Annotated in this window: 26 protein-coding genes, 1 tRNA gene and 2 pseudogenes; 23 read left to right on the top strand and 6 right to left on the bottom strand. The window is 39.2% G+C overall.

Annotated features, from left to right (window positions below):
* The first annotated feature begins 230 nt into the window (after nt 1-230).
* From HDCHBGLK_RS11260 to HDCHBGLK_RS11325, 14 genes are all read left to right on the top strand, one after another.
* Nucleotides 231-932, top strand: a complete 702-nt coding sequence (locus tag HDCHBGLK_RS11260) for an HAD family hydrolase (protein WP_004607080.1) — start codon at nt 231-233, stop codon at nt 930-932.
* A gap of 31 nt (nt 933-963) precedes the next feature.
* On the top strand, nt 964-1782 hold the full coding sequence (locus tag HDCHBGLK_RS11265; RefSeq protein WP_130574661.1) for a MurR/RpiR family transcriptional regulator: 819 nt from the start codon (nt 964-966) through the stop codon (nt 1780-1782).
* Nucleotides 1783-1801: 19 nt separating this feature from the next.
* Entirely contained in the window at nt 1802-2527 is a 726-nt protein-coding gene (locus HDCHBGLK_RS11270; RefSeq protein WP_233440662.1) for an MBL fold metallo-hydrolase, read from the top strand.
* A gap of 40 nt (nt 2528-2567) precedes the next feature.
* Nucleotides 2568-4091, top strand: coding sequence for an ABC transporter substrate-binding protein (locus HDCHBGLK_RS11275; RefSeq protein WP_004607077.1), 1524 nt, complete (start codon nt 2568-2570; stop codon nt 4089-4091).
* Between the two features lie 16 nt (nt 4092-4107).
* On the top strand, nt 4108-5052 hold the full coding sequence (locus HDCHBGLK_RS11280; protein ID WP_039909710.1) for an ABC transporter permease: 945 nt from the start codon (nt 4108-4110) through the stop codon (nt 5050-5052).
* A gap of 8 nt (nt 5053-5060) precedes the next feature.
* Nucleotides 5061-5879, top strand: a complete 819-nt coding sequence (locus tag HDCHBGLK_RS11285) for an ABC transporter permease (protein ID WP_004607075.1) — start codon at nt 5061-5063, stop codon at nt 5877-5879.
* 17 nt (nt 5880-5896) lie between these two features.
* Nucleotides 5897-6892 carry an ABC transporter ATP-binding protein gene (locus HDCHBGLK_RS11290; RefSeq protein WP_004607074.1) on the top strand — a complete coding sequence of 332 codons (996 nt, stop codon included), beginning with the start codon at nt 5897-5899 and terminating at the stop codon, nt 6890-6892.
* Nucleotides 6876-7862, top strand: a complete 987-nt coding sequence (locus tag HDCHBGLK_RS11295; RefSeq protein ID WP_004607073.1) for an ABC transporter ATP-binding protein — start codon at nt 6876-6878, stop codon at nt 7860-7862. The genes HDCHBGLK_RS11290 and HDCHBGLK_RS11295 overlap by 17 nt, the downstream gene beginning before the upstream one ends.
* 7 nt (nt 7863-7869) lie before the next feature.
* Nucleotides 7870-8670, top strand: coding sequence for a metallophosphoesterase (locus HDCHBGLK_RS11300; RefSeq protein WP_004607072.1), 801 nt, complete (start codon nt 7870-7872; stop codon nt 8668-8670).
* Between the two features lie 238 nt (nt 8671-8908).
* The gene (locus HDCHBGLK_RS11305) at nt 8909-9280 is read left to right on the top strand and encodes a GntR family transcriptional regulator (RefSeq protein ID WP_004607071.1); all 372 of its coding nucleotides are present in this window, start codon (nt 8909-8911) and stop codon (nt 9278-9280) included.
* A gap of 3 nt (nt 9281-9283) precedes the next feature.
* Nucleotides 9284-10135, top strand: coding sequence for an ATP-binding cassette domain-containing protein (locus HDCHBGLK_RS11310; protein WP_004607070.1), 852 nt, complete (start codon nt 9284-9286; stop codon nt 10133-10135).
* Nucleotides 10132-10788, top strand: a complete 657-nt coding sequence (locus HDCHBGLK_RS11315; RefSeq protein ID WP_004607069.1) for an ABC-2 transporter permease — start codon at nt 10132-10134, stop codon at nt 10786-10788. The genes HDCHBGLK_RS11310 and HDCHBGLK_RS11315 overlap by 4 nt, the downstream gene beginning before the upstream one ends.
* Nucleotides 10789-11028: 240 nt before the next feature.
* The gene (locus HDCHBGLK_RS11320) at nt 11029-11250 is read left to right on the top strand and encodes a zinc ribbon domain-containing protein (RefSeq protein ID WP_082210538.1); all 222 of its coding nucleotides are present in this window, start codon (nt 11029-11031) and stop codon (nt 11248-11250) included.
* A gap of 21 nt (nt 11251-11271) precedes the next feature.
* A complete protein-coding gene (locus HDCHBGLK_RS11325; RefSeq protein WP_004607068.1) occupies nt 11272-11457 on the top strand; it encodes a DUF4177 domain-containing protein in 186 nt (61 codons plus the stop codon).
* A 273-nt stretch (nt 11458-11730) separates the two neighbouring features.
* Here HDCHBGLK_RS11325 and HDCHBGLK_RS11330 read toward each other — a convergent pair whose 3' ends face one another.
* From HDCHBGLK_RS11330 to HDCHBGLK_RS20020, 3 genes are all read right to left on the bottom strand, one after another.
* Nucleotides 11731-12414, bottom strand: a complete 684-nt coding sequence (locus HDCHBGLK_RS11330) for an ABC transporter ATP-binding protein (protein ID WP_004607066.1) — start codon at nt 12412-12414, stop codon at nt 11731-11733.
* Nucleotides 12411-14948 (bottom strand): hypothetical protein, encoded by a 2538-nt coding sequence (locus tag HDCHBGLK_RS11335; protein WP_004607065.1) that lies wholly within the window; start codon nt 14946-14948, stop codon nt 12411-12413. The genes HDCHBGLK_RS11330 and HDCHBGLK_RS11335 overlap by 4 nt, the downstream gene beginning before the upstream one ends.
* Nucleotides 14949-15670: 722 nt before the next feature.
* Nucleotides 15671-15901, bottom strand: coding sequence for a transposase (locus HDCHBGLK_RS20020; RefSeq protein WP_334295440.1), 231 nt, complete (start codon nt 15899-15901; stop codon nt 15671-15673).
* A 374-nt stretch (nt 15902-16275) separates the two neighbouring features.
* Here HDCHBGLK_RS20020 and HDCHBGLK_RS11345 point away from each other — a divergent pair.
* The 3 genes and pseudogenes from HDCHBGLK_RS11345 to HDCHBGLK_RS11360 form a co-directional block, all read left to right on the top strand.
* Nucleotides 16276-16346, top strand: a tRNA-Trp gene (locus HDCHBGLK_RS11345).
* A 631-nt stretch (nt 16347-16977) separates the two neighbouring features.
* Nucleotides 16978-17046 (top strand): annotated as a pseudogene (locus HDCHBGLK_RS20025) (transposon-encoded TnpW family protein); the annotation flags it as partial.
* Between the two features lie 35 nt (nt 17047-17081).
* Nucleotides 17082-17635, top strand: a pseudogene (locus tag HDCHBGLK_RS11360) (IS110 family transposase); the annotation flags it as partial.
* A gap of 663 nt (nt 17636-18298) precedes the next feature.
* Here the strand turns inward: HDCHBGLK_RS11360 and HDCHBGLK_RS20030 are convergent.
* A complete protein-coding gene (locus tag HDCHBGLK_RS20030; RefSeq protein WP_270284029.1) occupies nt 18299-18445 on the bottom strand; it encodes a transposase in 147 nt (48 codons plus the stop codon).
* Between the two features lie 277 nt (nt 18446-18722).
* On the opposite strand from HDCHBGLK_RS20030, the gene HDCHBGLK_RS11375 reads away from it, so the two are divergent.
* The 4 genes from HDCHBGLK_RS11375 to HDCHBGLK_RS11390 all read left to right on the top strand — a co-directional run bounded on the left by HDCHBGLK_RS11375 (nt 18723) and on the right by HDCHBGLK_RS11390 (nt 24541).
* The gene (locus HDCHBGLK_RS11375) at nt 18723-20162 is read left to right on the top strand and encodes an MFS transporter (protein WP_004607058.1); all 1440 of its coding nucleotides are present in this window, start codon (nt 18723-18725) and stop codon (nt 20160-20162) included.
* A 168-nt stretch (nt 20163-20330) separates the two neighbouring features.
* Nucleotides 20331-21632 (top strand): winged helix-turn-helix transcriptional regulator, encoded by a 1302-nt coding sequence (locus HDCHBGLK_RS11380; RefSeq protein WP_004607057.1) that lies wholly within the window; start codon nt 20331-20333, stop codon nt 21630-21632.
* A 251-nt stretch (nt 21633-21883) separates the two neighbouring features.
* Nucleotides 21884-23059: a M20 family metallopeptidase gene (locus HDCHBGLK_RS11385; RefSeq protein WP_004607056.1), complete on the top strand. Its 1176-nt coding sequence runs from the start codon at nt 21884-21886 to the stop codon at nt 23057-23059.
* Between the two features lie 51 nt (nt 23060-23110).
* Nucleotides 23111-24541 (top strand): MFS transporter, encoded by a 1431-nt coding sequence (locus HDCHBGLK_RS11390; RefSeq protein ID WP_009248131.1) that lies wholly within the window; start codon nt 23111-23113, stop codon nt 24539-24541.
* Nucleotides 24542-24666: 125 nt separating this feature from the next.
* Here the strand turns inward: HDCHBGLK_RS11390 and HDCHBGLK_RS20035 are convergent, their stop codons facing one another.
* Together HDCHBGLK_RS20035 and HDCHBGLK_RS19420 are read right to left on the bottom strand one after the other, a co-directional pair.
* On the bottom strand, nt 24667-25095 hold the full coding sequence (locus tag HDCHBGLK_RS20035; protein ID WP_334295441.1) for an MATE family efflux transporter: 429 nt from the start codon (nt 25093-25095) through the stop codon (nt 24667-24669).
* Nucleotides 25023-25190, bottom strand: coding sequence for a hypothetical protein (locus HDCHBGLK_RS19420; protein ID WP_330362638.1), 168 nt, complete (start codon nt 25188-25190; stop codon nt 25023-25025). Before HDCHBGLK_RS19420 ends, HDCHBGLK_RS20035 begins: the two co-directional genes overlap by 73 nt.
* A 199-nt stretch (nt 25191-25389) precedes the next feature.
* Between HDCHBGLK_RS19420 and HDCHBGLK_RS11400 the strand changes: the two genes are divergently transcribed.
* A complete protein-coding gene (locus HDCHBGLK_RS11400; RefSeq protein WP_004607053.1) occupies nt 25390-25614 on the top strand; it encodes a hypothetical protein in 225 nt (74 codons plus the stop codon).
* Between the two features lie 144 nt (nt 25615-25758).
* Nucleotides 25759-26139: a diacylglycerol kinase family protein gene (locus tag HDCHBGLK_RS11405; RefSeq protein ID WP_039909707.1), complete on the top strand. Its 381-nt coding sequence runs from the start codon at nt 25759-25761 to the stop codon at nt 26137-26139.
* Nucleotides 26140-26172: the final 33 nt, after the last annotated feature.

A 26172-nucleotide genomic window follows, 5' to 3' on the forward strand; every position in this document is an offset into this window, starting at 1 on the left:
TGATTAAAACTATGTGAGAAATAGGGTATTTTACTATTATTTGTAATCCTTGCCCGAAGAAACAAACACAATGGAGTTATCCTCCAATTTTGACAGAAAATTAATCTGGATTAACAAAGATTTAACCAGGGAAATAGGAAAGATTTTACAAGAATCATTTAAAGTACATAATGTAGGAAATCATTCAAAAAAAATGAAATGAAAGAAACACAACAAGACAGGAGGGGGTTATGGCCTACGAATATTTATGGTTTGATTTAGGGATGACACTGGTTGAAACATCCAGGAGTATTCGCTATCAGAAAGTTCTGGAAGATTTTCAGATAGTAAAGGAAGAGAAGGAAATTCGGAAAGCATATCACATAACAGATAAGATTTTTATGAGAGAGTACCCACATGTTCTGGGACAAAGTCCGGAGAAGTTTTTCCCGTGGTATCTTGGCGTGTTGAATTATGAACTGAATATCAGAATATCTATTCCGGAAGTTTATGAGGCACTTATGGAAAAGAAAACAAATGAGAGTCAGCAGTGGAAGTGCATCCAGGGTGTAAAGGAAACGTTGGAAAGACTAAAAGAGCAGGGAATGAAATTGGGGTTGATCAGTAATTGGGACTCCACGTGCAGGGAGGTGCTAAAAAATAATGGATTGGATCAGTTACTGGATACAATTGTGATTTCTTCAGAAATAGAAATAGAAAAACCGGATGTGAAGATTTTTGAGTATGCACTGAGTATTTCTGGAGCAGACAGGAAATTATCGTTGTACATTGGAGATAATTATTATGACGACGCCATAGGCTCTGCAAAGGCAGGCATAGATTGTATCCTGGTGAATCCTTATGGGACGCTGGGGATGGAAGAAATCAAAAATATTGAGATTATTCCAAGTGTGGCAGAATTGGAATCAGTTTTAGGGGGTGTTTCAGTTTAACAGCATGGAAGTTGAATTTAAGGAAAAGAGTTTGTGCGAAAGAATTGATCTGGTATATGAGAAGTTGACAGAAGCACAAAAACAAATTGCGATTTATTTAAAAAAGAAATGGGAACAGGCATGTCTGATGTCAGCAAAGAGTCTGAGCGAACAGGTTGATGTAAGTGAGGCAACAGTACATCGTCTGGCGGCAAGTCTGGGGTATGACAGTTTTACAGATATGAAAGAAAAGATGAAAGAGGAACTGCTGATGAACCGGGCGGTCACCAATATGAGTTTTCGGAATCGCGGAATTTCAGAAAACTGGCTGGATGAATGTTTGCAGACAGAGATGGTCAATCTTGTAAATACTTATCAGCTTAACCTAAAGGATAAGATTTCACAGGGAGCAGAAATGCTGCGAAATTCAAGAAGAATTTACGTGATCGGTGATAAGCAGGGACTGGGGACTTCTTCATATTTGGGATTTGTATTAAATTATCTTCTGGGCAATACAGTTCATCTGACCCTGGCCGATGTTTATGAACAGATTGGATTTATGGGATCTGAAGACGTATTGATTGTGATTGGATTTCAAAGATATTGTCCAAGGACTCAAAAGGCAGTGGAGCTTGCCGCAGATAGAAATGTGAGAATTCTGGCTTTTACAGATTGTAATCTGTCACCTTTTGCTCAAAAGGCAGAAATATCCCTATATGCAACGATGGACTCTACCTATTTCTTGGATTCTTATACTGCAGTTGTTTCCATTGCACAGGCACTGATTGCAAGGATCGTCATGAAAGACGAGGAAAGAATCCGAAAGAATGTAGAGGCTACCGAATATGTTTACAGGAGATTCCGGGAATAAGCAGAGGAAGGATGAGAAGATGAAAATCACGATAATCGGATGCCAGGGCGCTTATCCGGACCAAAATCAGGCAACATCCGGGTATTTGATCGAAACCGAGAATGTCCGTGTACTTTTAGATTGTGGATGCGGAGTGATTTCCCAGATACAGAATTATATTTTACTGGAAGAACTGGATGCAGTAGTAATCACACATTATCATCCAGATCACTGTTCGGATCTGGGATGTTTACAATATGCATCTATGATTCTGATGCAGTTTGGAAAACGAAAGAAACCTTTGGCGGTATGGGGACCGGGAGAAAATGAACGGTTATCTTATGAAGAATACTGTACAGGAAACAGTTATTTGGAAGAAGATGTTTTTCAGATTGGAGACTTGGTATTTGCCAGTCAGAAAAATGTGCATGATATCCTGTCTTATGCTATTCGTGTAGAGGATAGAAAGGGGAGTTCTCTTGTATATTCCGGGGATACAGGATATTATGAAGACCTTTCGAAGTTTGCGGAAGGCACGGAACTATTTTTATGTGAATGTTCTTTGTACAACTGGCAGAAAGGGAAGACTCCAGGACATATGTGTGCAGAGGAAACGGGAATGGCCGCGAAAAATGCAAAGGCAAAAAAACTTTGCCTTACGCATTTGCCGCCATATGGAAACCGACAGCAATTATTGGAAGAAGTAGGTCATAAATATCAGGGGGAACTGGTATTAGCCAGTTCTGGTATGATATTTAGACAATAAAGAAACATGCTTCAGAGAAGAGTAAGGAGAAAAGTAAAAAATGAAATCAAAATTAATTTTCAGGATCTTAACAGCAACGATGGCAGGAGTAATGATGGTAACTGCGGCAGGGTGCGCTTCGGGAAATCAGGATAAAGGAACAACAGAAGAGTCTATTGTAAGAATGGCTGTCAGTTCAGAGCCGGATAATCTAAATCCGATGAAATCTTCTGCAACAGATACATCGGCTATGATGATGAATGTGTATGAAGGACTGCTCTCTTTTGATAAGAATGGAAGTTTTATTCCAGCTCTGGCAGAAAGTTATGAAATCACAGATGACGGAATGACTTATGAATTTCAGTTAAAAGAAGGGATTCAATTCCATAGTGGAGATGAATTTAACGCAGAAGATGTAAAATATACATATGAAACATTAGCCGGATTAAATGGAGAATCCCCTTTAAATGAGACACTGGCAAGTGAACTGGTGGCGGTTGAAACCCCGGATGATTATAGCGTGCAGTTAAAATTGAACAAGGTAGATGCTGGTTTTCTTTCTAAATGTACGATTTCAATCCAGCAGGATGGATATACACAGGACAGCACAAATCCGAATGGAACAGGTCCATACAAGTTTAAAGAATATGTACAGGGACAGAAGCTTGTTCTGGAAAAGAACGAGAACTATAAAACGATTGAGACAAGAATGCCGGAAATTGACACTGTAGAATTTAAAATCATGACAGACAGCAATGCGGTTTTGATGGCATTAAAATCAGGAGATTTGGATATCGCATCCGTAGATGCAAGAAACTTTTCTTCTTTAGGGAAAGACTTTACATCGGTAGAAGGACCTCAAAATATGGTGCAGATCTTTGCATTGAATAACAGTGTAGAACCTCTGAATAAAAAAGAAGTGCGTCAGGCAATTAATTATGCGGTGAATAAAGAGGAGATTATCCAGACAGTCATGGAAGGACACGGAACACAGTTGGAAAGTTTTCTGAGTCCAAGTATGAAGAATTACTATAATGATGATATTAAGGGATATGATACAAACATTGGAAAGGCAAAAGAACTTCTTGCAGAAGCTGGTTATCCAACTGGATTTACAATGACGCTTACAGTTCCATCCAACTATCAGACACACATAGACACAGCGCAGATTTTAAAAAGTCAGTTGGAAAAAATTGGGGTTACAGTAGAAATCCAGCTTGTAGAATGGGCACAATGGTTGGAAAACGTTTATAATAATGCACAATATGAATCTACAGTAATTGGACATAGTGGAAAGCTGGATCCACAGGATTTTCTGAACCGTTTTACAACAACATATGAAAAAAATTACTTCAAATACTCTAATGAGGAATACGATGCTAAAATTGCAGAAGCCGCATCTGTAACAGATGAAACAAAAAGAGCGGAAATATACAAAGAATGTCAGCAGAAGTTAGCAGATGATGCCGCAAGCGTATTTATTCAGGATCCAAGCATCAACTATGCAGTTCGTAATACAATCACGGGAATGCAGATCTATCCGGTCACGTTCTTTGATATGGGAAGCCTTCGCATGGCAGAGTAGACAGGAGGGAAGGGTTTTGATATATGCAGTGAGAAAAGCGGGAACATTTGTGATAACGCTGGTGCTAGTATCTATCTTAACTTTCGGTGTGTTTCAAATTCTTCCGGGAGATCCGGTAGATATCATACTAGGTGTGGAAGCAGATCCAATGCAGGCAGCAGCTCTGACAAAGGAGCTGGGTTTGGATAAGCCCATAATGGAGCGATATTTTGATTGGGTATTTGGTGCGGTCAGGGGAGATCTTGGAAATTCCATACGATATCAGGTGCCCGTGGGAGACTTACTGAAAAGCAGTCTGCCAGTCACGGCATCATTGGCCGTACTTTCCATTCTGTTGACAATATTGATTTCTGTACCGGCAGCAGTTTTTCTGGCAAAAAATCATCGGAAAAACTCTGCGATGGTATTGTCTTCGGTAACACAGTTTGGGATTGCGGTTCCATCATTCTGGATTGGTATTTTATTGATTATGCTTTTTGCAGTGCAGTTTCATATTCTTCCATCCGGAGATTACACACCATTTTCAGAAAATCCAATAGAATGGCTGAAATCCCTGATTCTTCCTGCATGCTCAATTGCGGTTGGAACAACAGCAACAATTATCCGATATTTAAAAAATACCATTTTAGACCAAATGGGATTTGACTATGTACGTACAGCGAGAAGTAAAGGGATGACACAAAAACAGGTATTGTTTAAGCATGTGTTGAAAAATGCATTACTTCCGGCAATCACCATCCTGGGAATGATGATTGTGGATGTTCTAGGCGGGAGTGTGATTGTGGAAAATGTATTTAATCTTCCGGGAATCGGACATTTGTTGACATCAGGAGTGGGGAACAGGGATTTTCCATTGGTGCAGGGGCTTGTATTTTATTTGGCCATTACAGTTTTAGTGATTAATCTTTTGGTGGATTTTTTATATACAGTTGTTGATCCAAGAATAAGGGTAGGTGGGTGAGAAAAAATATGAAAAGAAAATACATAAGAAATAAAAATTTTTGTATCGGCCTGGGAATTGTGGTGTTTTTATTTGTGATGATGTTTATCAGCCTGTTTTATACACCATATCCTCCAGATGCAATGGATACTGCCAATGCATTTGCAGTTCCATCAGCAAAACACCTGCTCGGAACAGATAATTTTGGGAGAGATATTTTGAGTCGCTTGATGACAGGATCACAGACTGCATTTTTTGTTGGAATAGGAGCGGTCACGATTGGATTGAGTGCCGGACTCTTACTGGGTTCTGTTTCCGGATATTTTGGAGGATGGATTGATGAAATTGTAATGCGTTTAATGGATACGAAGATGGCATTTCCAGGAGTAATTCTGGCATTAGTTCTGATTACGGTATTTGGAAGTGGTGCATTGAATACTGCTATAGCTCTGGGAATTATGTCTATTCCAAAATTTTGTAGAGTTACGAGAAGTGGATTTATGCAGATCAAACAGTTGGAATATATCAAAGCGGCAAGATCAAGAGGGGCATCGCGCTTCAGAATAATGGTACTACATATTCTTCCTAATATTTCATCATCGTTAATTGTTACTGCAACATTGGGATTCTCCGGAGCAGTATTATCAGAAGCAGGACTTAGTTACCTAGGACTTGGGATTCAGCCGCCTACAGCGAGTTGGGGAAAGATGCTATATGAAGCACAGGCATATTTAATAACAAACCCCTTCTTAGCAGTTGTTCCCGGAATCATGATTACTATTATGGTATTGGGCTTTAATCTGCTTGGGGATGGACTGCGTGATCTTACGGAAAGACAGGGGAACTAAGAAAGGAAAGAAAAGAGATGACGGAGTGCAAAGAGCATATAAGACTGGCTGTAAAAAATCTATCTGTAGAAATTCGTACTGGAGGGAAGGATTGTAAAGTATTGAACCAGATAAGTTTTACAGCGAAACCGGGAGAAATCATCGGGCTGGTAGGAGAATCCGGATGTGGAAAAAGTATGACTTCTCTGGCCATTATGGGACTTCTTCCATCTGGTGCATGTGTTTCCGAAGGGGAAATCCAAATGGAAGGGAAAGACCTGTTATCTTTGAGTGAAGCAGAACTATGCTCAGTCAGAGGCGGAGAAGTTGCAATGATTTTTCAGGAGCCAATGAGTGCATTAAACCCGTTAATTCCGGTAGGAAAACAGATCGAAGAATGCTATCGGCTTCATCATAAAGCTGTATCAGCCATACAGACCAGGGAAATTACGCTGGATATGATGCGAACGGTAGGATTGTCCCGTGTGGAGAGTTTGTATCATGAATTTCCACATCAGTTATCAGGAGGAATGAAGCAGAGAATTGTGATCGCTATGGCATTGATCAATCGTCCTCGGTTGATTATTGCGGATGAGCCAACAACAGCATTGGATGTGACAATTCAGGCACAAATTCTGGAACTGTTGAAAAAAATGAATGTGGAATATGGATGTACAGTTCTGTTTATCTCCCATGATCTGGGTGTGATTCGAACTGTCTGTGATCAGATTGTTGTCATGTATGCCGGAAGGATTGTAGAGCAGGGCAAAACGGAGGAAGTTTTAAAAACACCCGGACATCCTTATACGAGGGGGCTTCTTTCTTCTATTGCGGGAGCGAAGAATAAAGGGGAGGAACTGTACAGTATTCCAGGGTATGTGGAGCCTTTGGAAAAAAGGGAAGAGAACAGATGTCCTTTTGTGAAAAGATGCGAACGAGCACAGGAGGTCTGCCATATTACCTGTCCGGATATGAAGGAAATACAGGGCAGAAAGGTAAGATGTTTCTACGAAGGAGATGGAAGAAGTGAGTAATGTAGAAGTGCTGATCGAAGCAAGAGATCTTTGTAAATATTATCCTGTAAAGGCAAAGAAAATTTTTGAGAAGAATAAAAAAGTACGGGCTGTGGAGAAATTAAATTTGTCCATCAGAAAAGGAAGTACTTTTGGTCTGGTAGGAGAATCCGGATGTGGGAAATCTACAACGGGACAAATGCTTTCTGAAATCGTTTCGGCAACACAGGGAGAGATTTTATATCAGGACAAACCACTCCGTGAAATGAACCGTATGGAAAGAGCCGCTGTAAGAAAAAAAATCCAGATGGTATTTCAGGATCCATATTCTTCCTTAAATCCCAAAAGAACGATTGAATGGACTTTGGAAGAGCCATTGAAAAGTTGTACCAAATTAGGAAAAAAGGAAAGGAAACAAAAGGTACAGGAAATATTGAAAATTGTTGGCCTGGATGAAAGTTATGGGCAGCGTTACCCCGGGGAATTAAGCGGAGGACAAAGACAAAGAGTCAGTATTGCTGCAGCTTTGATCCTGGATCCGGAATTTGTAATAGCAGATGAATCGGTTTCCGCTCTGGATGTATCTGTACAGGCACAGATCCTGAACCTTTTACAGAAACTGCAAAAAGAGAAGGGATTGACCTATTTGTTCATTTCCCATGATTTGAATGTAGTACAGTATATGAGTGATGAGATTGGGGTGATGTATCTGGGGCATCTGGTAGAACTGGGAGATGCACAGGAAGTATGTAGTCATCCGGCGCATCCGTATACAAAAGCACTGCTTTCTGCAATTCCGGAAGTAGAAGGAGTACGAAAAGAAAGAATTGTACTGGAAGGTGAAGTTCCAAGCCCTGCAAATGTTCCCGAAGGATGTCCATTTCATACCAGATGCAAAGAGGCACAGGAACGGTGCAGAAAAGAATATCCAGCTCCAAGAAAAGTAAAGGAAGGGCATGTTGTGTGCTGTCACAATGTAGCAAAGGTGTAAAACAGACATGAAATTAGGTGTAATTTCAGATATTCATTTAGATGTTAACGAACAATATCCAGTAGTAGAATTATTGGCAAAAGAAGCAGAAAGAAGAAAGCTGGAAGGATTGCTCCTGGCAGGAGATATTTCCAATGGTCCAAAGAGCACGCTTCGACACCTGGAACAAATGAAAAAAAGGCTTCCGGTACCATTCTGGTTCGTACCCGGCAATCATGACATGTGGGACCAGGAACAGGAGTATATGGACTCATGGCAAATATATGAAGAATATAAAAAATATGAGGAGTGCCTGTGTGGAAAATCAGTACAGGTTGGAAACAGTATTCTGCTGGGAAATATTGGATGGTATGATTATTCATTTGGAGATGAAGCTTATTCAATAGAAGATTTCCAGAAAAAAAGCCGCAATGGTCGTGTATGGCAGGATAGTATTTGGGTCCGGTGGAATCGTGATGACAGACAACTTGCAAAAGCAATGTGTGAAGAACTGGAAGAGATCATAAAAGAACACAAAGGAAAAAGGACGATCTCCGTTACGCACATGATAGCGCTTCCAGAGTTGAAAGTACCTTTGGAACGAGTGAACTGGGACTATTTTAATGCATTTCTGGGCAGCAGAGAATTGGGAGAGATGTATGAAAGAAATGGTGTGTCATGCGCAGTGATGGGACATGTACACTATAGAAAGCGTATACTGAAAAATCAGGTGGATTATGTCTGTGCCTGCTTAAATTACCATACAGAATGGCAAACGCAGGATCCGGGAGAGGAACTCAGAAAAACGATGCAGGAGATAGAGGCATAAAGAATAGAAAGAAGCATGAAAGGATATTAAGAATAATCCATGTTAATCTGCTTGTGATTTTGAAAGAACATTCGTATATCTATTTAACAATATAGTATTATTTTTAACGTGTATTTCTATATAGATTTGCACGTTTTTCTTTTCTCTCAAAAAACTCTATATAAACACTATAGAACACTTGACAACAGTTTAAAACTGTTATATACTGTTTTGAGAAAAAGGAGGAAGGATATAAAGAATGAAAATTATAATCAATACTTCCTTAATGGTTCCTATCTATGAGCAGATTGTAGACCAGATTAAAATGCTCATACGCAATGGGGAATTAAAGGAAAATGACAATCTTCCATCTGTCCGTGCCTTGGCTAAAGAATTAAAAATAAGTGCTTTAACAGTTAAGAAAGCATACGATAATTTGGAAAGCGAGGGCTTTACTGTAACAGTACATGGTAAAGGAACATATGTAGCGGCTACAAATACAGAACTTCTTCTGGAAGAACAAAAAAAGGAGCTGGAAGCGGATTTAGAGCAGGCTATTCAAAAAGGCAGACGTTGCGGTATTTGTGATGAAGATATAAAAAGTTTATTTGAGTTAATATTGGAGGGGTGATATATGTTAAAAATCGAACATTTAAAAAAGCATTATACTAATTTTTCTCTTGATTGTTCATTAGAACTTTTGTCTGGCTGCGTGACTGGTCTAATCGGACAAAATGGAGCAGGAAAAAGCACGACATTTAAAGCAATATTGGGATTGATTTCAACTGACGGTGGAAACATTGCAATACTTGGAAAAGATATAAAAGATTTTACGGCAAAAGATAAAGAAGAATTGGGCGTTGTATTGTCTGACTCTGGTTTTAGCGGTTATCTGAAAATAAAAGATATTATCCCTGTATTGCAGAATATGTATACAAAATTCGATAAGTCTTTCTTTATTGAACAGGTACAGAAATTTCAATTACCTCTTGATAAGCAGATAAAAGATTTCTCCACTGGAATGAAAGCAAAACTAAAAGTGCTAGTTGCCATTTCACACAACGCAAAACTGCTAATACTAGATGAACCGACATCTGGTTTAGATGTAATTGCAAGGGATGAATTGCTTGAAATGTTGAGAGAATTTATGGAAAAAGATGAAGAACGCTCTATTTTGATTAGTTCTCATATTTCCAGTGATTTAGAGTCGCTGTGCGACAATATCTATATGATACATGATGGTAAAATCATTCTGCATGAAGATACGGACGTACTTCTTAGTGATTATGCTTTGTTAAAAGTGGACGCAAAACAGTATGACAAGTTGGATAAACAGTTTATCTTACGTTCCAGAAAGGAAGCATATGGATATAGTTGTTTGACAAACCAGAAACAGTATTATATGGAGAATTATCCTAAAATCGCGATTGAAAAAGGCACAATAGACGAAGTCATTACTATGATGATAAGGGGGAGCGAACAATGAAAGGATTATTAGTAAAAGATTTTAAATTGATGATGTTGCAGAGAAACTTCTTTTTGCTCATTTTAGTGATTGTAATTGGAATGATGGCATTTACTGATGATGTAGTATTCCCGTTAGGTTTTTTGAGTTTTGTTGTATCACTGTTTACATTAAGTACAATAAGTTATGATGATTTTGATAATGGTAATGCGTTTCTATTCACATTGCCTATCACCCGTAACGATTATGTAATTGAAAAATATTCCCTTGGTTTGCTATTTGGGTGCGTGGCATGGATTTTAGCAACTGTTTTGGGTGTGATAGCAACGGTATTTAAAGGAACATTACCTATTACAGATTTAATGCTGGCTTCATTGATAATTCTGCCTATTATGATTGTTATTCAAGCAATCATGATTCCTTTTCAACTTAAATTTGGTGGTGACAAGGGAAGAATAGCTATGATTGGAGCATTTGGAGCTTTAGCATTAATCGCTCTTGTTATCGTAAAAGGAGCAAAAGCCATTTTCAATATTGATTTAGTTCATTTATTGGACACTTTACCAACTGTAAGTATGGGGATGTTGGTTGTCATTGCGGTCATAGTTGCCTTGGTACTGTTACTAATTTCTATGAAAATTAGTCTTTCGATTATGAACAAAAAGGAATTTTAAAGGGGGAGCTTATGGATTTAACAATATTAGCTGTTGTACTACTATTATGTGGCGGTATTCCTTTAAGAAACAAGATATATAAAGAGCGTAAAAAGAAAAAGGAAGAAAATAAGAAAGATATATAAAGGGGCGATATTATGGAAAAAATTTTATGCATAATTGCTTTAATCGTATTTGTATATTGGGTTTTCATCAAACGTAACAGAAAAAAGTAGTTACTGATATGAAAGGGGAATAAAATTGAAAAATACTTGGCAATGCCCTAAATGTGGGGCAACAGATGTAGTCCGTATTCCTGATAATTCTAGTCGTCATGCCAGCGGAAATAATATATACACAAGCACCCATACTTTGTTTGGAAAAATTCCTGTAATACGTTATGTTTGCTGTGAATGCGGATATGTAGAAAACTGGGTTGAAGCAAAAGAAGAATTACTGGAAATCAAGAAAAAATTTGGATAATTGAAAGGTAGTATTGACAATATGAAAGAATATAAGTATGTGGAAGTGAAATTTGAAGCAAAAGGTGGATTATTCCATTGCATTTCTAAACCAAAAGAAATCATCAGTAAATATGTGAAAGAGGGATATTCTTATGTTGGATTTATGCCAACTTTAATAGACGCACATGGTAGTTTTAGAAGAATTGATTTGATATTTGAAAAATAGAACTCTTGGTTTTAAGGCAGGTGAGAATGGAGTGTTGTCCGGCAAATTAAATGATGTGCTGTTTGCAGACTATACCTATGCTGATGCATGTCTTAAACATCCCGTTTGGAGCGGACAGCCTTCCCGCTGAAGCGTGCAGGCTGTTCCGCTCAAGCGGAATACGCACCAGAGCCTCATACCCCTCAAATAATCGTTATTTTATTACTTTCTGGTTACCTCGATAAAAAATGAATATATACTAAATCTTATTATAGATTTTACAGGCATTACTAGCTAATCAAGTATTAGTAAGCCATTTTTAATTCGATAACATGTTTCGCTTAATTTTGCAAAATCTATGTCATGCGTAACCAATAGTATTGATTTATTCATGGTATCATGCATTTTTTTAAAGATTCCTTCTACATTTCTTTTCGATTGATCATCGAGATTCCCTGTCGGCTCATCTGCCAAAATAAATTCCGGATCATTAAATAAAGCTCTCGCAATAGCCATTCTCTGTTTTTCTCCTCCGGATAATTCTCTTGGATATTTTTTCAAAAGCTTCTCATTTATTTCCAGATAATCTGCCAGCTCCAAAGCTCTGTTTTGTGCCGCATCGCCATTCATTTTATCCAATAATCCAGGTAAAATTATATTATCCAGGGCTGTAAGCTGATCCAACAGAAAATAATCTTGAAAAACAAAACCCATCTTTTTTCTTCTTAAATCCGCCAGTTCATCCTTCCATAATTCTTTTACCTGCACTCCGTTGATGATGATCTCGCCCTCCGACGGAGTTGTCAATAATCCCATGATTTTCAGCAGAGTTGTTTTTCCACATCCAGATCTGCCAATGACAGAGACAAAATCACCCTGATTGATTGTCAGATTGATTTCCTTTAATACCTCTACATATTCGTCCGCCCTACCTGACATTTTATATGTTTTTTTAATATTCTTTAGTTCCTGCTTCATGCCTTATCCCTCCATGTATGGGAAAGTAATTCCTTTATCCGCTTCTTTGATATATTGAGTACCAGCAGTATTTGAATGAAAATATAAATAATCCATAATCCGAATATATATGTTCCAAAATACAACGCTTCTGATATCGAAACCATTCTGACATGGAATGTTATCCCTATCGTTATGATTGAAAGCAAGAGCGATAAAAGCAACGGAACACCAGCAAAATAGTATAACTCTCGATTACTTATAATTTTCGCCTGCTTCTGGTGCATTCCCAGACAGAATAACATATCGAACCTGATCCTTCTTTCGTCCTTTTCAAACTCATTTTTCATAAAGTACAAAATAACAGTACATAATAATGTTAAGATGATCTCTAAAATTAACGCACTTTCCTTTAAAATTCTTTCCATCTTTACATCCCACATTTTATCGTTCTTGCTATAGCAGGGTAGAATCAACTGATCCCAGGAAGAATCCTCCATATGCTTTTCAACAAATTTTTGAAGTTCTGTCTGAAGTCTCTTATGGTATTTTGCATTTTCCTTCAATAAGTATAACCTCGTCGGTCCCTCGGTGCCAGTCAGACTTTGGAAATATCCATCTGAAAACACGACAAGATTCTCTTGTTCTCCGCTTTGGAACACCCCAGTTAAAATCGTTCGTTCTTCTCCTGCAATCATGCGCGGCGGATACACCTTTTCCCTAGACATATAGTTATAAAATCTAACCGGCTGTCCGATTCTTAAATACGGGGTTTTTCGATTCATATACCAGTCTATAGGATGTGCATTTATAGAATAATCTTCCTGATAAACAATATAGACCTCCTTATCATTTAAATTTAATTTTTGGGGCGCCACTCCTAAATTCTGACATAAACTTTTATATGTACGATAGGATATGCCTATGTGCTGTCCTTGCGGCCAAATTACTTTCTGGTAATAATTATTCGCCGCATCGATCCAATCTGTCTTTTCCCCTTGAACCGACGTCACCCTGACCATAGGATAGGAGTGTACCTCCGCTATTCCTTGATTCTTTATTTCTTCAAACCTGTTGGCATCCTCTGGATAGGCCATGCAAACATAATCGTACGGGAATAATGCTTCAGGGTCGGGTGCCGACAAATTTCCTGCCAGTGGCACGACAAGAACGCACAAAAAAACAAAATGGAATAAAAAGATTGCAGCCTGCAGTCCCAGTTCTTTAGCGGCGCCTCTCTGTATTGGAATTTTATCCAGCACTTTTTTTATAGTATCCCTCTGATTCTGCCGGAATAGATTTACCAGTATTCTGGCAGAACAAAGTAAAATAATTCCTCCAATCACAACTCCAAATAATATGTAACTGATGTCTTCCCCGTTTCTCCGCTCCGAATAGCGAAATAAAAAATATGCCAGATATATGAACGAAAAAAACATCAAAAACAGCAGATTTCGCTTAGTTAAGAAAGACTTTCTTTTCGGACACTGCTGTTTGAGCGACATATTTTCCTGAAGCATATCTGCAAATACACGAATGATGACAAATGAGAGAATAATGTACAATACAGCGGAAATAAAATATATTTTTACCCCTGCAAATTTATCTATGGAAAGATTCATCAATCTTTTCATATAAGATTCCATACCTGTGTACATGCCCGTTCCAAGGAGGAATCCCGGTATGATTGAAATTAAAATGATTAGCCCATGTTCGTACCACCAAATTTTTCGACTCAGTTCTTCCCGTATCCCCAAGGTCCATAACAAGACGTTTCTTGTCTGATGACTATTGGAATAATTATAAAAAGCAATGGCTTCCAAAAAAATATATAAAGCCCCTATTACCATTAAAGCGCCTGTTAAAATACCATTCAGCCCCTGCATGGGAAGAAGAGTTTCCGCACTGTAATAATGCTGGAATTGCGTTTTTAATGCATAAAGCGAAAATGCGGATCCTAACAGGATCACATTACCACACAACATAAAAATAATTGCTTTTTTTTGATGAAGTATCTCGTTCTTTATGATCTTCCACAGCATTCGGTCGTACTTTCCAGGGAAATAGAGCCGTCTTTTGCGTTCCGCTTTTTCTAATCGCTCTCGCTTTTTTTGCTCTTCCCACTCACTGGTATATCGATCTACGTCCGCTAAGTAGCGTTCAATCAAAAATTCAATCAAAATAGCAGCTGCATAGATAATAGCAGCCGGCTTAGGAATATATCCGACAAATGCAAAGAAAGAAGTTACATAGACCAATGTGCTAGTCAAAACGAATCCTGTTATAATACGAATCGGTTTTTTGCAAATAAGCAGTATCCCTTTTATAACAGAACAAATTCCCCCCATTACCGGAAATGCTAAAAATACAGTCAGTAAATACGCTGTTCCATCTGTACCTGCTAATTCATTCAGCCTTCCTCTAACAAGAGCGTCTGTATAAAAGTGAATAATCGAATAGTCTGTATGATTTAATTTCAGCCATGGGAAAACAACCATGATACCTGCTACAAATGACAGAATAATACAAACATATCGAAAAATAACTTTTTTCATTTCCTCTTATATGGTGTTTATAAAAGCAAAACACCACACTCCTTTCATTTTTCTTGTTTTGAGCTTTTTACAATTCAGATTCTATAAACATTATTTTCGCTCATAGCTTGGCTATTCAAATCTGTTACTATCTAAGCTGGTACCTCTTAGCTGGAGCCAGCCCTTCTAAAACTACAACACTTCTTTAAACTCAGTCTATGTCAAAAACTATTTCTATTTTAATGATACCTTTTATCAATAATCATTTCGACTCAAACTGTTTAACAATCCGAATATGTGTTGAAAAGATAATTAAATAACTCTATTTTGTGTTTTTTAACTCTATATAATGTCAAAATTTATCTAAGGAACATTATATTACTTTCTCCCATTATTATCAAGCAACTGAGCCACTATACTATCGTCGCTGGGCTTCAAGCATTGGACCATATATGCAAAACTCATTTGATGCCGTATTACTTGCCCCACAGCATGAGGAACAAACTTATAATAGCTGTAATGGAATTCTGCATATGTGTAAAAATCAGTCTAAGCTGATGCTGGAAGATATCGCAAAAACATGTGTGGACCTGGTGGAGGTATTCTGCTTCTGAAATATTCCCAACATATCAAAACGGTCACAGTGAAATTAATCTGGTAAATATATAAATGATTAAGCGGGCAAATATTTCCTGCAGGATAAAATCCACCTTTTTTGCGTGAAAGTTCGTTAATCCTATTGTTTATTTTAACTCCCGGAAGGAACGTTCAATTCCCCACCGTAATCTACACAGTTTTTTGATTTCTTCCATAGGGAAATCCTTTTCATTTAAATTTGTAATGATACATTCCATTGTGTGAGGGTGCAACGCAGAAGGGCATGTGAGCAGTGTTTTTTCAGAGAGGATGAGCTCATGACCGATGGGATGAAGTGAGACGGGCTCAGACAGGATGTGCAGGCTGAGATGTTTTATCCGGAACTATGGAAGGGAAAAAGTAATCGACTTGGTATCGCAGCGGAAACGGTATACAGAGAAGCAAAGGGAGGTCCAACGGTATGCGGAGGCTCTGCATGGATCGCTATCAGGGACTTCCACAGTACGGAAGATCCTTGCCATCCGGGAACAGATTGGGAATATATAATCTTGCCAAAAAGAAAATCCAGTTGTAGATTGAGAAAACAAGTCTAAAGTTATATCTTCTTAGGAGCAGTCTTTTTCATGTCAACTGACAATTTATTTATTTCATCAAAAGTTGGGCATATGGTTGACAAAAACGGCCACTTATGATATAAATGTCTAGTAGTCGTTTTTGCCTGTTTATTAGTAAGTTTTTTTTAACTACATATAGGGGATTGGTCAAGTGGTATGATAGGGGTCTCCAAAACCTTTGGCGGGAGTTCGATTCTCTCATCCCCTGTTGACCGAAGCGTCAGAAACCTTGATTTTCAAGGCATCTGGCGTTTTTCATTTTCTGGATAATTCCAATGTAGTCAAACAGAAATTATCCCTAAAATGAGATGGCATTGTCAATCTGTTTTTCCTTATTTTTCGTTGTTTTGTTGATGAAATAATATAATTTTTTTGTTGTACTGATATCACTGTGTCCCATTTGTTCTGTAATGAATCCCTCGTCTACATCACTGTCTATCAATGTTTTTCCGTAGGTCTTTGGGATATGCAACTAATTACATATTCTGGACAGTCTTTTATTAAAAGTATTTCCTCTGATACGTTTTCCGTTATGCTCAAATAAATACGTTCCTGTTGTATACAGTTCCAGTATTTGATTTAACGTATCCGGTGCAGTAGAGGATATGATTAAATCTCGATTACCAGCGTCTGTTTTAGCGTGTTCTTTTACAGCCACAACCCATTTACTATTTTCGTCTCGGTATTTATCCTCTGTACGTCTGATTTTAATAATACGTCCATGTAAGTCCTCTTTCTTTAAGCGGTAAACTTAAGGCGGAGACAAAAGCAATCCTTTTTCTGTCGGGCATACAAATGAAAGGATTTAGATGATTATGGAGAAAATAATGAATACAAAAATGGAAGGAAATACCTTTACAAAGAAAATCGGTCAGACGGTTTATGTTGTTTGCTATCACTTTAATGAAGAAGCAACGGAAACCATGAAGGAGAAAATTAACCAGATGTTGGCAGCGAAACCCATTATGCCAGTGCATTTGACTGGCGGAATTATGAGTATACGAAGAAGCCACTGGAATTCAGCAACACTGAGGCTGGTTTCATCACATTCAAAGCATGGGTAGATGACATAGCAGAAAAACAAAGAAAAACCGCTGTAATCCCCGGAATGGGGCCAAGCGGACATTACTGGTTTGCGCTGGGGAAATTCCTGAAGGATAGTGGGATGAAGCCTGTACATGTGAATCCACACCATGTCAAGAAGTCAAAAGAACTGGACGACAACAACTCCAATAAGAATGAGCGTAAGGATCCAAAAACAATTGCTGCACTGGTTAATGAAGGGCGCTTTTCTTATCCTTACGTACCAACCGGTATTTATGCGGAGATTAGGAGCTTATCGAACCTTCGCTTCCGACGCAGGAGGAGCTTACGAGAATCAAGAACCGAATCGCCAGATGGCTTGCTATTTACTTTCCTCAATATAAAGACGTTTATGGGGATTTAAAGGCGGCCAGCGGACGGATGGTACTGAAGGAGGCTCCGCTGCCGGAGGATTTTTTCTAATCAGTTGTTGCTAAAATATGATGACTTCCGATGGCTGGCTGCGAAAAAAGTAGCATGGTAATCTCTTCTGTCAGGCTCATTGCGCTGGCAGGAGTATGGGAATCTTGCCCGATGTCCAGTTTACCGGCTCTGTCTGCTTTTAGCCATGTATGGTTCCCTCCGGGATTCCTAATTCTTTAGCGGCTTCAGCGCCACCGATTTCTTTTGCCAGTTTTACTGCCTGCACTTTGTATTCATGGTCATATTTACGTGCCACTTTGAGTGGTTCCTTATTCTCTTGATTTTATTATGAAATCCTTGAGAATAAACTGTCAGCTTTTTTTATACTACACCAATCCGAGAAGATATTGATCCCCACCGTTCCGGCTCCTCATCCTCAGGATGATAAAAAAATAATTATGGCATATTTTTGGAATATATGCCAAAAAATATTGTCAAAAACATGAGAGAATGTTAAAATTAGAACAAGGTATTCCTTAGATGTTCCATAAATGATTAAAAATATTCTCTTAATATTCTTTAAATGTTTTTGGAATAAAACAGGGATTTTTCATCTTAAAAGACAAGGAGGGAAAAGTTTGAAACAGAGAGGTAGCGGATAGAGAAAGAGTAGATTGCGTAGCAAACAAGCCATCAGGAGGTGGCTTCAAAAAATTAAATATAGACACAACATCTAATCAGCTTGCTATTAAAGCATTTGCGGGAAATCCTAGTTGATGTGGCTTTGCGGTTGCTTTTATTATTCCGGGGATAACATCCTGCCCATGAAACGAGGTGTTTTGATGAAGGAAAAACAGACATATCACCTCCGGTTTCAGAAAGGACTTTTTGCCGAACACATCAGAAAAGACATCGTCAAGCTTGAAGTTGGAAACAATATGACAGTTTTGTGTGCGATTCTTCTATGTACCTTTCAGCCGGATATCCGGACGAAAGAGGGAGGTCCCCGGCTCATACCCCGAAGGTAAGATTCAACGAAGATGTTTGCCCAATCGGAACAAGCCGTCTTGTACATTGTGCTACGGAATGGTTAAAGAACAATAAATAATCAAAAGAAGAGAATAAAAGGAGATAAATTATGTCAAATCAGCAGACGCAGCAGGCTCAGCCTCAAGTGGCAATTCCTTTGCCAAAGGGAAAGAAAAATGCCGTTCAGATCGGTTGTATTTGTATGATGCTTTCAGTTTCTATGTATGGTCTTGTATTTTCAACACTTATATCACCAATACTTGAAAGTGTTAATGCTTTAGGATATGTATCATTATTCTCAATTTTCGCAGGTCTTGGAGTCGCGATTATGACTCCAATTGGTGGAAAACTTGGTGACTTAATCGGCAGAAGAAATATCGTTGTGATTCCTGGAATTATTTGTGCAGCATGTGGTATCACATTCGCATTCGTGCGTTCATTGGTACCTCTTATGATTCTACGTCTTCTTATCGGACTTGCTCAGGGAGCTTTCACGGCCGCTCCATACATTCTCGTAGGCCTGATCAACGAGAGAAAAGACGTACCAAAAGCAATGGGTATGCTTGCAACAGCAATTGCTGTCGGGGGATTCGGCGGAAGTATCATCGCAGGTATCTTAACAGATATGGGATTCCTTAAGATTGCGATCATGATGCCGTCGCTCCCTCTTCTTCTTGGTGTAGTATTAATTGGAATGAACATGCCGAATGTGAAGCGTGAAGGTAAAGTTAAGATCGATGTACCAGGTATCATTGCACTCGTGATCACCCTTTGCGGTATCCTCCTTGCCCTGAACTTTGGAACGACAATGGGATGGACAAACCCTATAATCCTTACAGGATTTGTAATCGGCATAATCGCTCTTGCAGTCCTTATTAAAATTGAAAGCAAAGCAGAAGAACCACTTATTCCATTACGTCTGTTCAAAAACAGAAACTACACGGTATTACTTATTGTTGGATTTATATGCTACTTCTATCTGAATGCAATGAATGTTTATGCGCCGATCGGTGCACTGCGAGTAATGAAGGTTTCCACAACTCTTGCAGGAACTCTTCAGATGCCACGAACAATTGTTACAATCCTTCTGCCAACAATCGTTGGTGCATGGGTTGGTAAAAAATCTGGAAATGCGTGGAAAGCTATGGCTCTTGCAACATCACTTGTTGCAATTCCAATGGCTGTTATGGGATTCACAACACCAAACACATCCATTATTGTTTATCTTGTAGCTCTTGGCGTTACAGGTATTGCAGAGAGTTTCCGTTCTGTATCAATTACACCATCTGCGCAGGCTACTCTTCTGCCACGGGATATGGGTGTAGGTACATCCCTTGTAAACTTTGTCAACTCACTTGCAGGAACAATCTGCCCGGCAGTTTGCGGTGTTGCTTACAACATTAATACTGCAGCTGATCCTACAAACGTAGAAAACATACAGAATGGTGTAAATGCGGTATTTCGGCTTGCATCAATCATATTGACAATTGGTTTTGTGGTTGTTATCTTCGTAATAAGACCGCAGATGACAAAGAAAAAAGAAGCCTAATTTTAACAGATAACGATTTCAATAGTCGGCGTATATAGACTGATATGCGGTGGTATAATTATATTCATCGCATATCAGTCTTTCTTTATATCATAAGCGCCGTTGGAATATAGCAGGCTTGCATTATGTTCCTTGATTCTGTAAAATTAGTCAGGAGAGGTGACGAATATGGAAAAAAGAATTGTTGTTATTACCAGTGATTATTTATATACCTTTGTATCAGAAGCTTATAAAGAAATTAATCTGGACTGCGAAGTGGAAATAGTTAAATATGATAACTTTAAAAACCTTGCAAACATCTATAACCACTACAAAGACTCTGCACTGGGATTTATTGTCAGTGGACAGATGGCACATGCGGCAATCCTGAAGGCAATCCCCGACTGTAAAAAACCAATTGCACATTTTCAGGCTGACAATGTATGTCTATATCGTCTGATGCTGAAATATCTTATAAACGCCCAACATCCAGATTCCAAACGTATTATTCTGGATTTTCTTCTTTTAACTCACGACAATGCGAGCATGGATTTTTTCATAAATGGCCTGAATCTTCCATTTGTCCGTAGTACTCTTGAGGAATGGGTTGAAAGAAGTTCTTTGTCTGATCTGACAGCAATTGAGGAAAAAATAAGTAAACAGATTATTGATCTTTGGGATCGGAAGGAAATTGACGGGGCCATCTGTCTCTACAGTTCGATCATTCCGGCCTTAGAATCGCACGGAATCCCTTGCAGCTATCCGTTTCCCAACAAAGAACAGTTAGAAGATATGGCAAAATACATTCTGGCACAATCGGAACTTCATAATTTATATGAAAATTTTCCTTCTGTTATTTCGCTGAAATGCATCGATGATTCTCAGTCTTGTTATTCCTTGATGGATGCTCTTGTTAACATTAAGAATGATTTTGCTCTGGATGTTATTTTCAAAGAAGAACATGAGAATATTCATATGTTTACAAGTGCATCAATCGTAGACTTATTAACCAGTGATCAGACGCAGTGCCACTTAAGTCAAATTTTAAGAAAGAACTATCATATGTCCGTCTCAATTGGTTATGGAATTGGCAGAAATATTGCCGCAGCCAAACTTCATGCGAGTGCTGCATTAAAACAATCGCAACTTTCCGGTTCCAGTTTTATCATAGACAAAGATCAAAAAGTAATAGGCCCTTTAAACACGGATTGCTGTCTGGAGATAAACGGACAGATTTCTCCTGAAATCTCTAAGATAGCAAAACAATGTAAGCTTTCTACTCTTACGATTCAAAAACTGATCACTATTACAAAAATGAATGGAAATACCAGATTGACTACTCAGGAACTTGCCGAACGCTTAGGCGTTTCAATCCGAAATGCAAACCGTATTTTGAAAAATCTCAAAACCGGCGGCATAGCCACTCTTGTATACACACAATCTTCTATTTCGAAAGGCCGCCCTATTAATATATACGAATTGAATTTTTGAGTAAACTTCGAAGACATAAGAAAGTGAAGTTATTCCGAAAGAAACAAGAGTTGAACCTTTTCAAAGAATAGTGTGAGAATAATAAGATATTTTATAGAAAAACTTGACTAAAACAGCAGACACTGTTATATTGTTAACAAGATAAATATTCCATAAATATTCCATAAATAGTCTAAAGTATGCCAAAAATATTTTTAAAATGGAAGATTGAGATGATGGAGTAGAAACAAATACAACAAGGAGGGTAACGGATGAATTATTATGAAAAGGCAATGGAATTGAAAGAAGAGACAATTATGAATCGTAGATACATTCATAAGAATGCGGAAACAGGGTTAGATCTGCCCAGAACAAAAGCATTTGTCATGGAGAAACTCAAAGAGTACGGTCTGGGGCCGAAGGATTGTGGTTATGGAGTTACAGCTACACTTGGAAAAGGTGGGAAGGTTATCCTGCTTCGTGCGGATATGGATGCGCTTCCAATGCCGGAAGAAAGTGGAGAATCCTTTGCGTGTCCTACCGGTACAGAAGCCCATGCATGTGGTCATGATTTTCATGCAGCTATGCTTTTGACCGCGGCTAAGATGCTTAAAGAGAATGAAGATGCCCTGGAAGGTACTGTAAAGTTTATGTTTCAACCGGCAGAAGAAACATTCCAGGGAAGTAAGAACATGATCAAGGAAGGAATTCTTGAGAATCCACCGGTAGATGCTGCGCTTGCATACCATGTATCGCCCGGAAAGATGCCGGTAGGCCTATACATGTTCAACGATAAGGATACAATGATGTATTCTGTGGATGGGTTTAAGATTACGGTTACCGGAAAGGGCTCACACGGTGCATATCCACAGTCCGGTATTGATCCGATTAATATTGGCGTACATGTTCATCTGGCACTTCAGGAATTGATTGCAAGAGAATGTGATCCAACCCATTCCTGTGTGCTTACTGTCGGGCAGTTTCAGGCAGGAACTGCTGCAAATATTATTCCGCAGACTGCAGTTCTTCAAGGAACAATCCGTACAAACAAAGTAGAGGCAAGGGAGTTGCTTGTCCGCAGAATGAAGGAAGTGACAGAGAAAACAACTGCAGTATATGGCGGACGGGCTGAGATTGAGATGATCTCCGAGGTACCTCCTCTGATCTGTGATCCAAAGTTGACGGATGAGGTTATCGGTTATATGAAAGAACTTAAAATTCCAGGATTAAAAGGTTATCCGGGGATTTCTGCAAGTGCATCTGAGGATTTTGCAGTCATTGCCGAAAGGGTTCCAAGTACATTCATGTATCTGTCTGCCGGATATCTGGATGAGCGTGGAGAGTATCCGGCGCATCACCCAAAAACACAATTTAACGAAGATGTATGCCCAATAGGTGCAGCATGCCTGGCTCACTGTGCAACACAATGGCTAAAGAATAATAAGTAGTCGAGTAAAAAGAACATGGAGAGTAAGAAAAATTCTAAGGAGAATATTATTATGACTATCGAACAATCACAATCAGTTGTGGCGATCCCACTGCCAAAGGAAAAGAAAAAAATGGTTCAGATAGGCTGCATCTGTATGATGCTTTCTGTTGCTATGTATGGTTTGGTATTTTCAACGCTGATATCACCGATTCTGGAGAGCATTAATGCTATGGGCTATGTAGGATTGTTCTCTATCTTCATTGCACTTGGAATCTCTATTATGACTCCTATCGGTGGAAAACTTGGTGACTTGATTGGCCGCAGAAATATTGTAGTAATTCCCGGTATTATCTGTGCAGTGGCTGGTGCTGCTTTCGCATTTGTACGATCTTTGATTCCATTGATGATTCTACTCTTGATCGTCAGTCTTGCACAGGGGGGATTTACGGCGGCTCCATATATTATAGTCGGACTGATTAATGAGAGAAAAGATGTTCCGAAGGCAATGGGGATGCTGGCAACGGCAATTGCAGTCGGCGGTTTCGGGGGAAGTATCATTGCAGGAATTCTGACGGATATGGGGCTTCTAACCGTGGCGATTCTGATGCCGGAAATTCCGTTAATTATTGGCATTGTACTTATTGGCCTCAATATGCCGAATCAAAAACGTGAAGGCAAGGTTAGCATTGATGTTCCTGGTATTATTGCGTTGATTGTGACACTTTGCAGCATTCTTCTTGCATTAAACTTTGGCTCTTCTGTAGGATGGACAAGCCCGGCTATTATTGCAGGATTCGTGATTGGGATTATCTCGCTCGTTGTACTGGTTAAGATTGAAGGAAGAGCGGATGAGCCTTTGATTCCATTGAATTTGTTTAAAAACAGGAATTATTCAGTATTATTGATCGTTGGATTTATCTGTTATTTCTATCAGAATGCAATGAACGTATATGCGCCTATTGGAGCGATGCAGGTTATAGGAACCTCTACAAGTGTAGCAGGAGCACTTCAGATGCCGCGTACGATTGTGACAATCATTCTTCCAACGATAGCTGGCGCATGGGTTGGAAAGAAGGCAGGCAACTCATGGAAGGCTATGATTATAGGGACTGGGCTTGTCAGCATCCCTATGGTGCTAATGGCATTCACCAGACCAGGTACCTCTATTATGATCTACTTTGTGGCACTTGCTATTACAGGTATTGCAGAAAGTTTTCGGTCTGTATCTATCACTCCAGCGGCACAGGCGACTCTGAATCCAAAGGATATGGGGGTAGGCACGTCCCTTGTAAACTTTGTAAATTCACTTGCGGGTACGATTGCTGCAGCGGTATTTGCAGTCGCTTATAATATGAACACAACAGCAGATCCGACGAATACAAGTTATATTCAAAATGGTGTCAATGCGGTATTCTGGGTGGCAGCTATTGTTTCAGCAGTTGGTCTTGTAATTGTCCTTTTAGTAATTAAGCCGCAAATGAGTAAAAAAACTGAATTATAACAATGAAAGATAAATGGCAGAAAAGATGTGAATTTATCCTTCCGTCTTACCGAATATTAGAAATGATTTCCTGGATGTGGTCATAGCGGGTAAGAGCCGGAAGATGGGACAAATATTGGGGGATGCTATCCTCCTAAAGAATACTTTGCTCGGCAGGAATAAAGAAAGTACGCAGACACTCCGAAGGTAAGCAGTTTGGCAACGGGTACCGCCGGCCATACGCCGTTTACTCCGTTGAGCGCGGGAAGGATGAGCAGGTAATTCATGCCAGAGAACAGGAAACTAAAGGAAAAAAGTAAAAATCCGGGCACGGCAATGTCATATACTATAGTTTCTGAACCGGCGAAAAGCGCCACCAGCCGCGGGCCAAAGAGCAGTGAAGCAAGGAATATGCCGGCGGAACTGGCGGCGATGAATCTCAGGCAGATCCTATAGAGATTCTTTAGCCGCAGGCGGCATCGGGCGCCATAGTTAAAACTGATTACAGGCGCGACGCCATTTTCACCGGTCCCACGGCATCGGAGAATATCCGGTGCAGATGGTATTTTGAATATCCCACCGATTTGGCGATAGAGGATAAGGTCAATTTCTCGCTCAAAAGTTCTTCTATATAATTGATGACTGATATAATGTTTTCTACTTTGTTCATCCATGCAACCTTCCTTATTAGTAAGATTATAGACAATTATTAAGCCGATGTTTTAATAGATGTTGCGGTTTTTCCTACATAAATATTGAAAAAGAGTAATAATCTTCCATGCTTGTCTATATAATAATACTACATAGCCGCGATAAGGAAAGAGTAATTCCGTACGGCCGAATAATATGGCAAAGAGGAGAGTTGTGGGATGGCAAGATGCAAGAAATCGTATGAGGACCAATTAAAGGCAGTGGAAGAACAGATAGCAAAGGCACAGGAGAAACTCAATCATCTCAAAGAACAGCGTGAAAATATCCTGTCGAAAAAACGAGAGGAAGAGTTGGCGGAACTATACCAGGTGCTTCAGGAAAATGAACTTACGGTAGATGACGTGTTAGGCATGCTTCAGGAAAGCGAGGCGCAGACAGCATAAGTCGGGGAACGGGGCAAGAGAGTCAAATCTTTTGCCCCGTTATTGTATATTCATGTAAAAACTATCAATGATGTAAATTTGACATCCCAGCCTATTGTCTTTACAATGAAGATATAAAAAGTACTAAAGAGAGTGAAAGAGAAGATGAAAAAACAGAAGAAGAATCCATTATATAAAAGTTTCCGCTATGCATTCGAAGGAATCATCGCAGGGATTAAAAAGGAGCGGAACATGAAGATCCACTGTACGGCCATGGTTCTGGTCATTGCAGCGGGAATCATCTTGAAACTTTCCGTAACAGAGTGGTGCATCTGCCTTGTGCTCTTTGGAATGATACTTGCGCTGGAAATGGTCAATACTGCCATAGAGGCAGTGGTTGACCTGGTAACGGAAGAGTACAGGCCTTTGGCGAAACTGGCTAAGGATACGGCAGCAGGCGCTGTCCTGATCGCGTCCATAATGGCAGCAGGGGCGGGAATCCTGATCTTCCTTCCCAAGGTCCTGAGACTTGTGGGAGCGCTTTGATTTGCGGGGATGCATATATGTATAAAATGGTGT

Source organism: [Clostridium] scindens ATCC 35704, assembly GCF_004295125.1.
GTDB classification, from domain to species: domain Bacteria; phylum Bacillota; class Clostridia; order Lachnospirales; family Lachnospiraceae; genus Clostridium_AP; species Clostridium_AP scindens.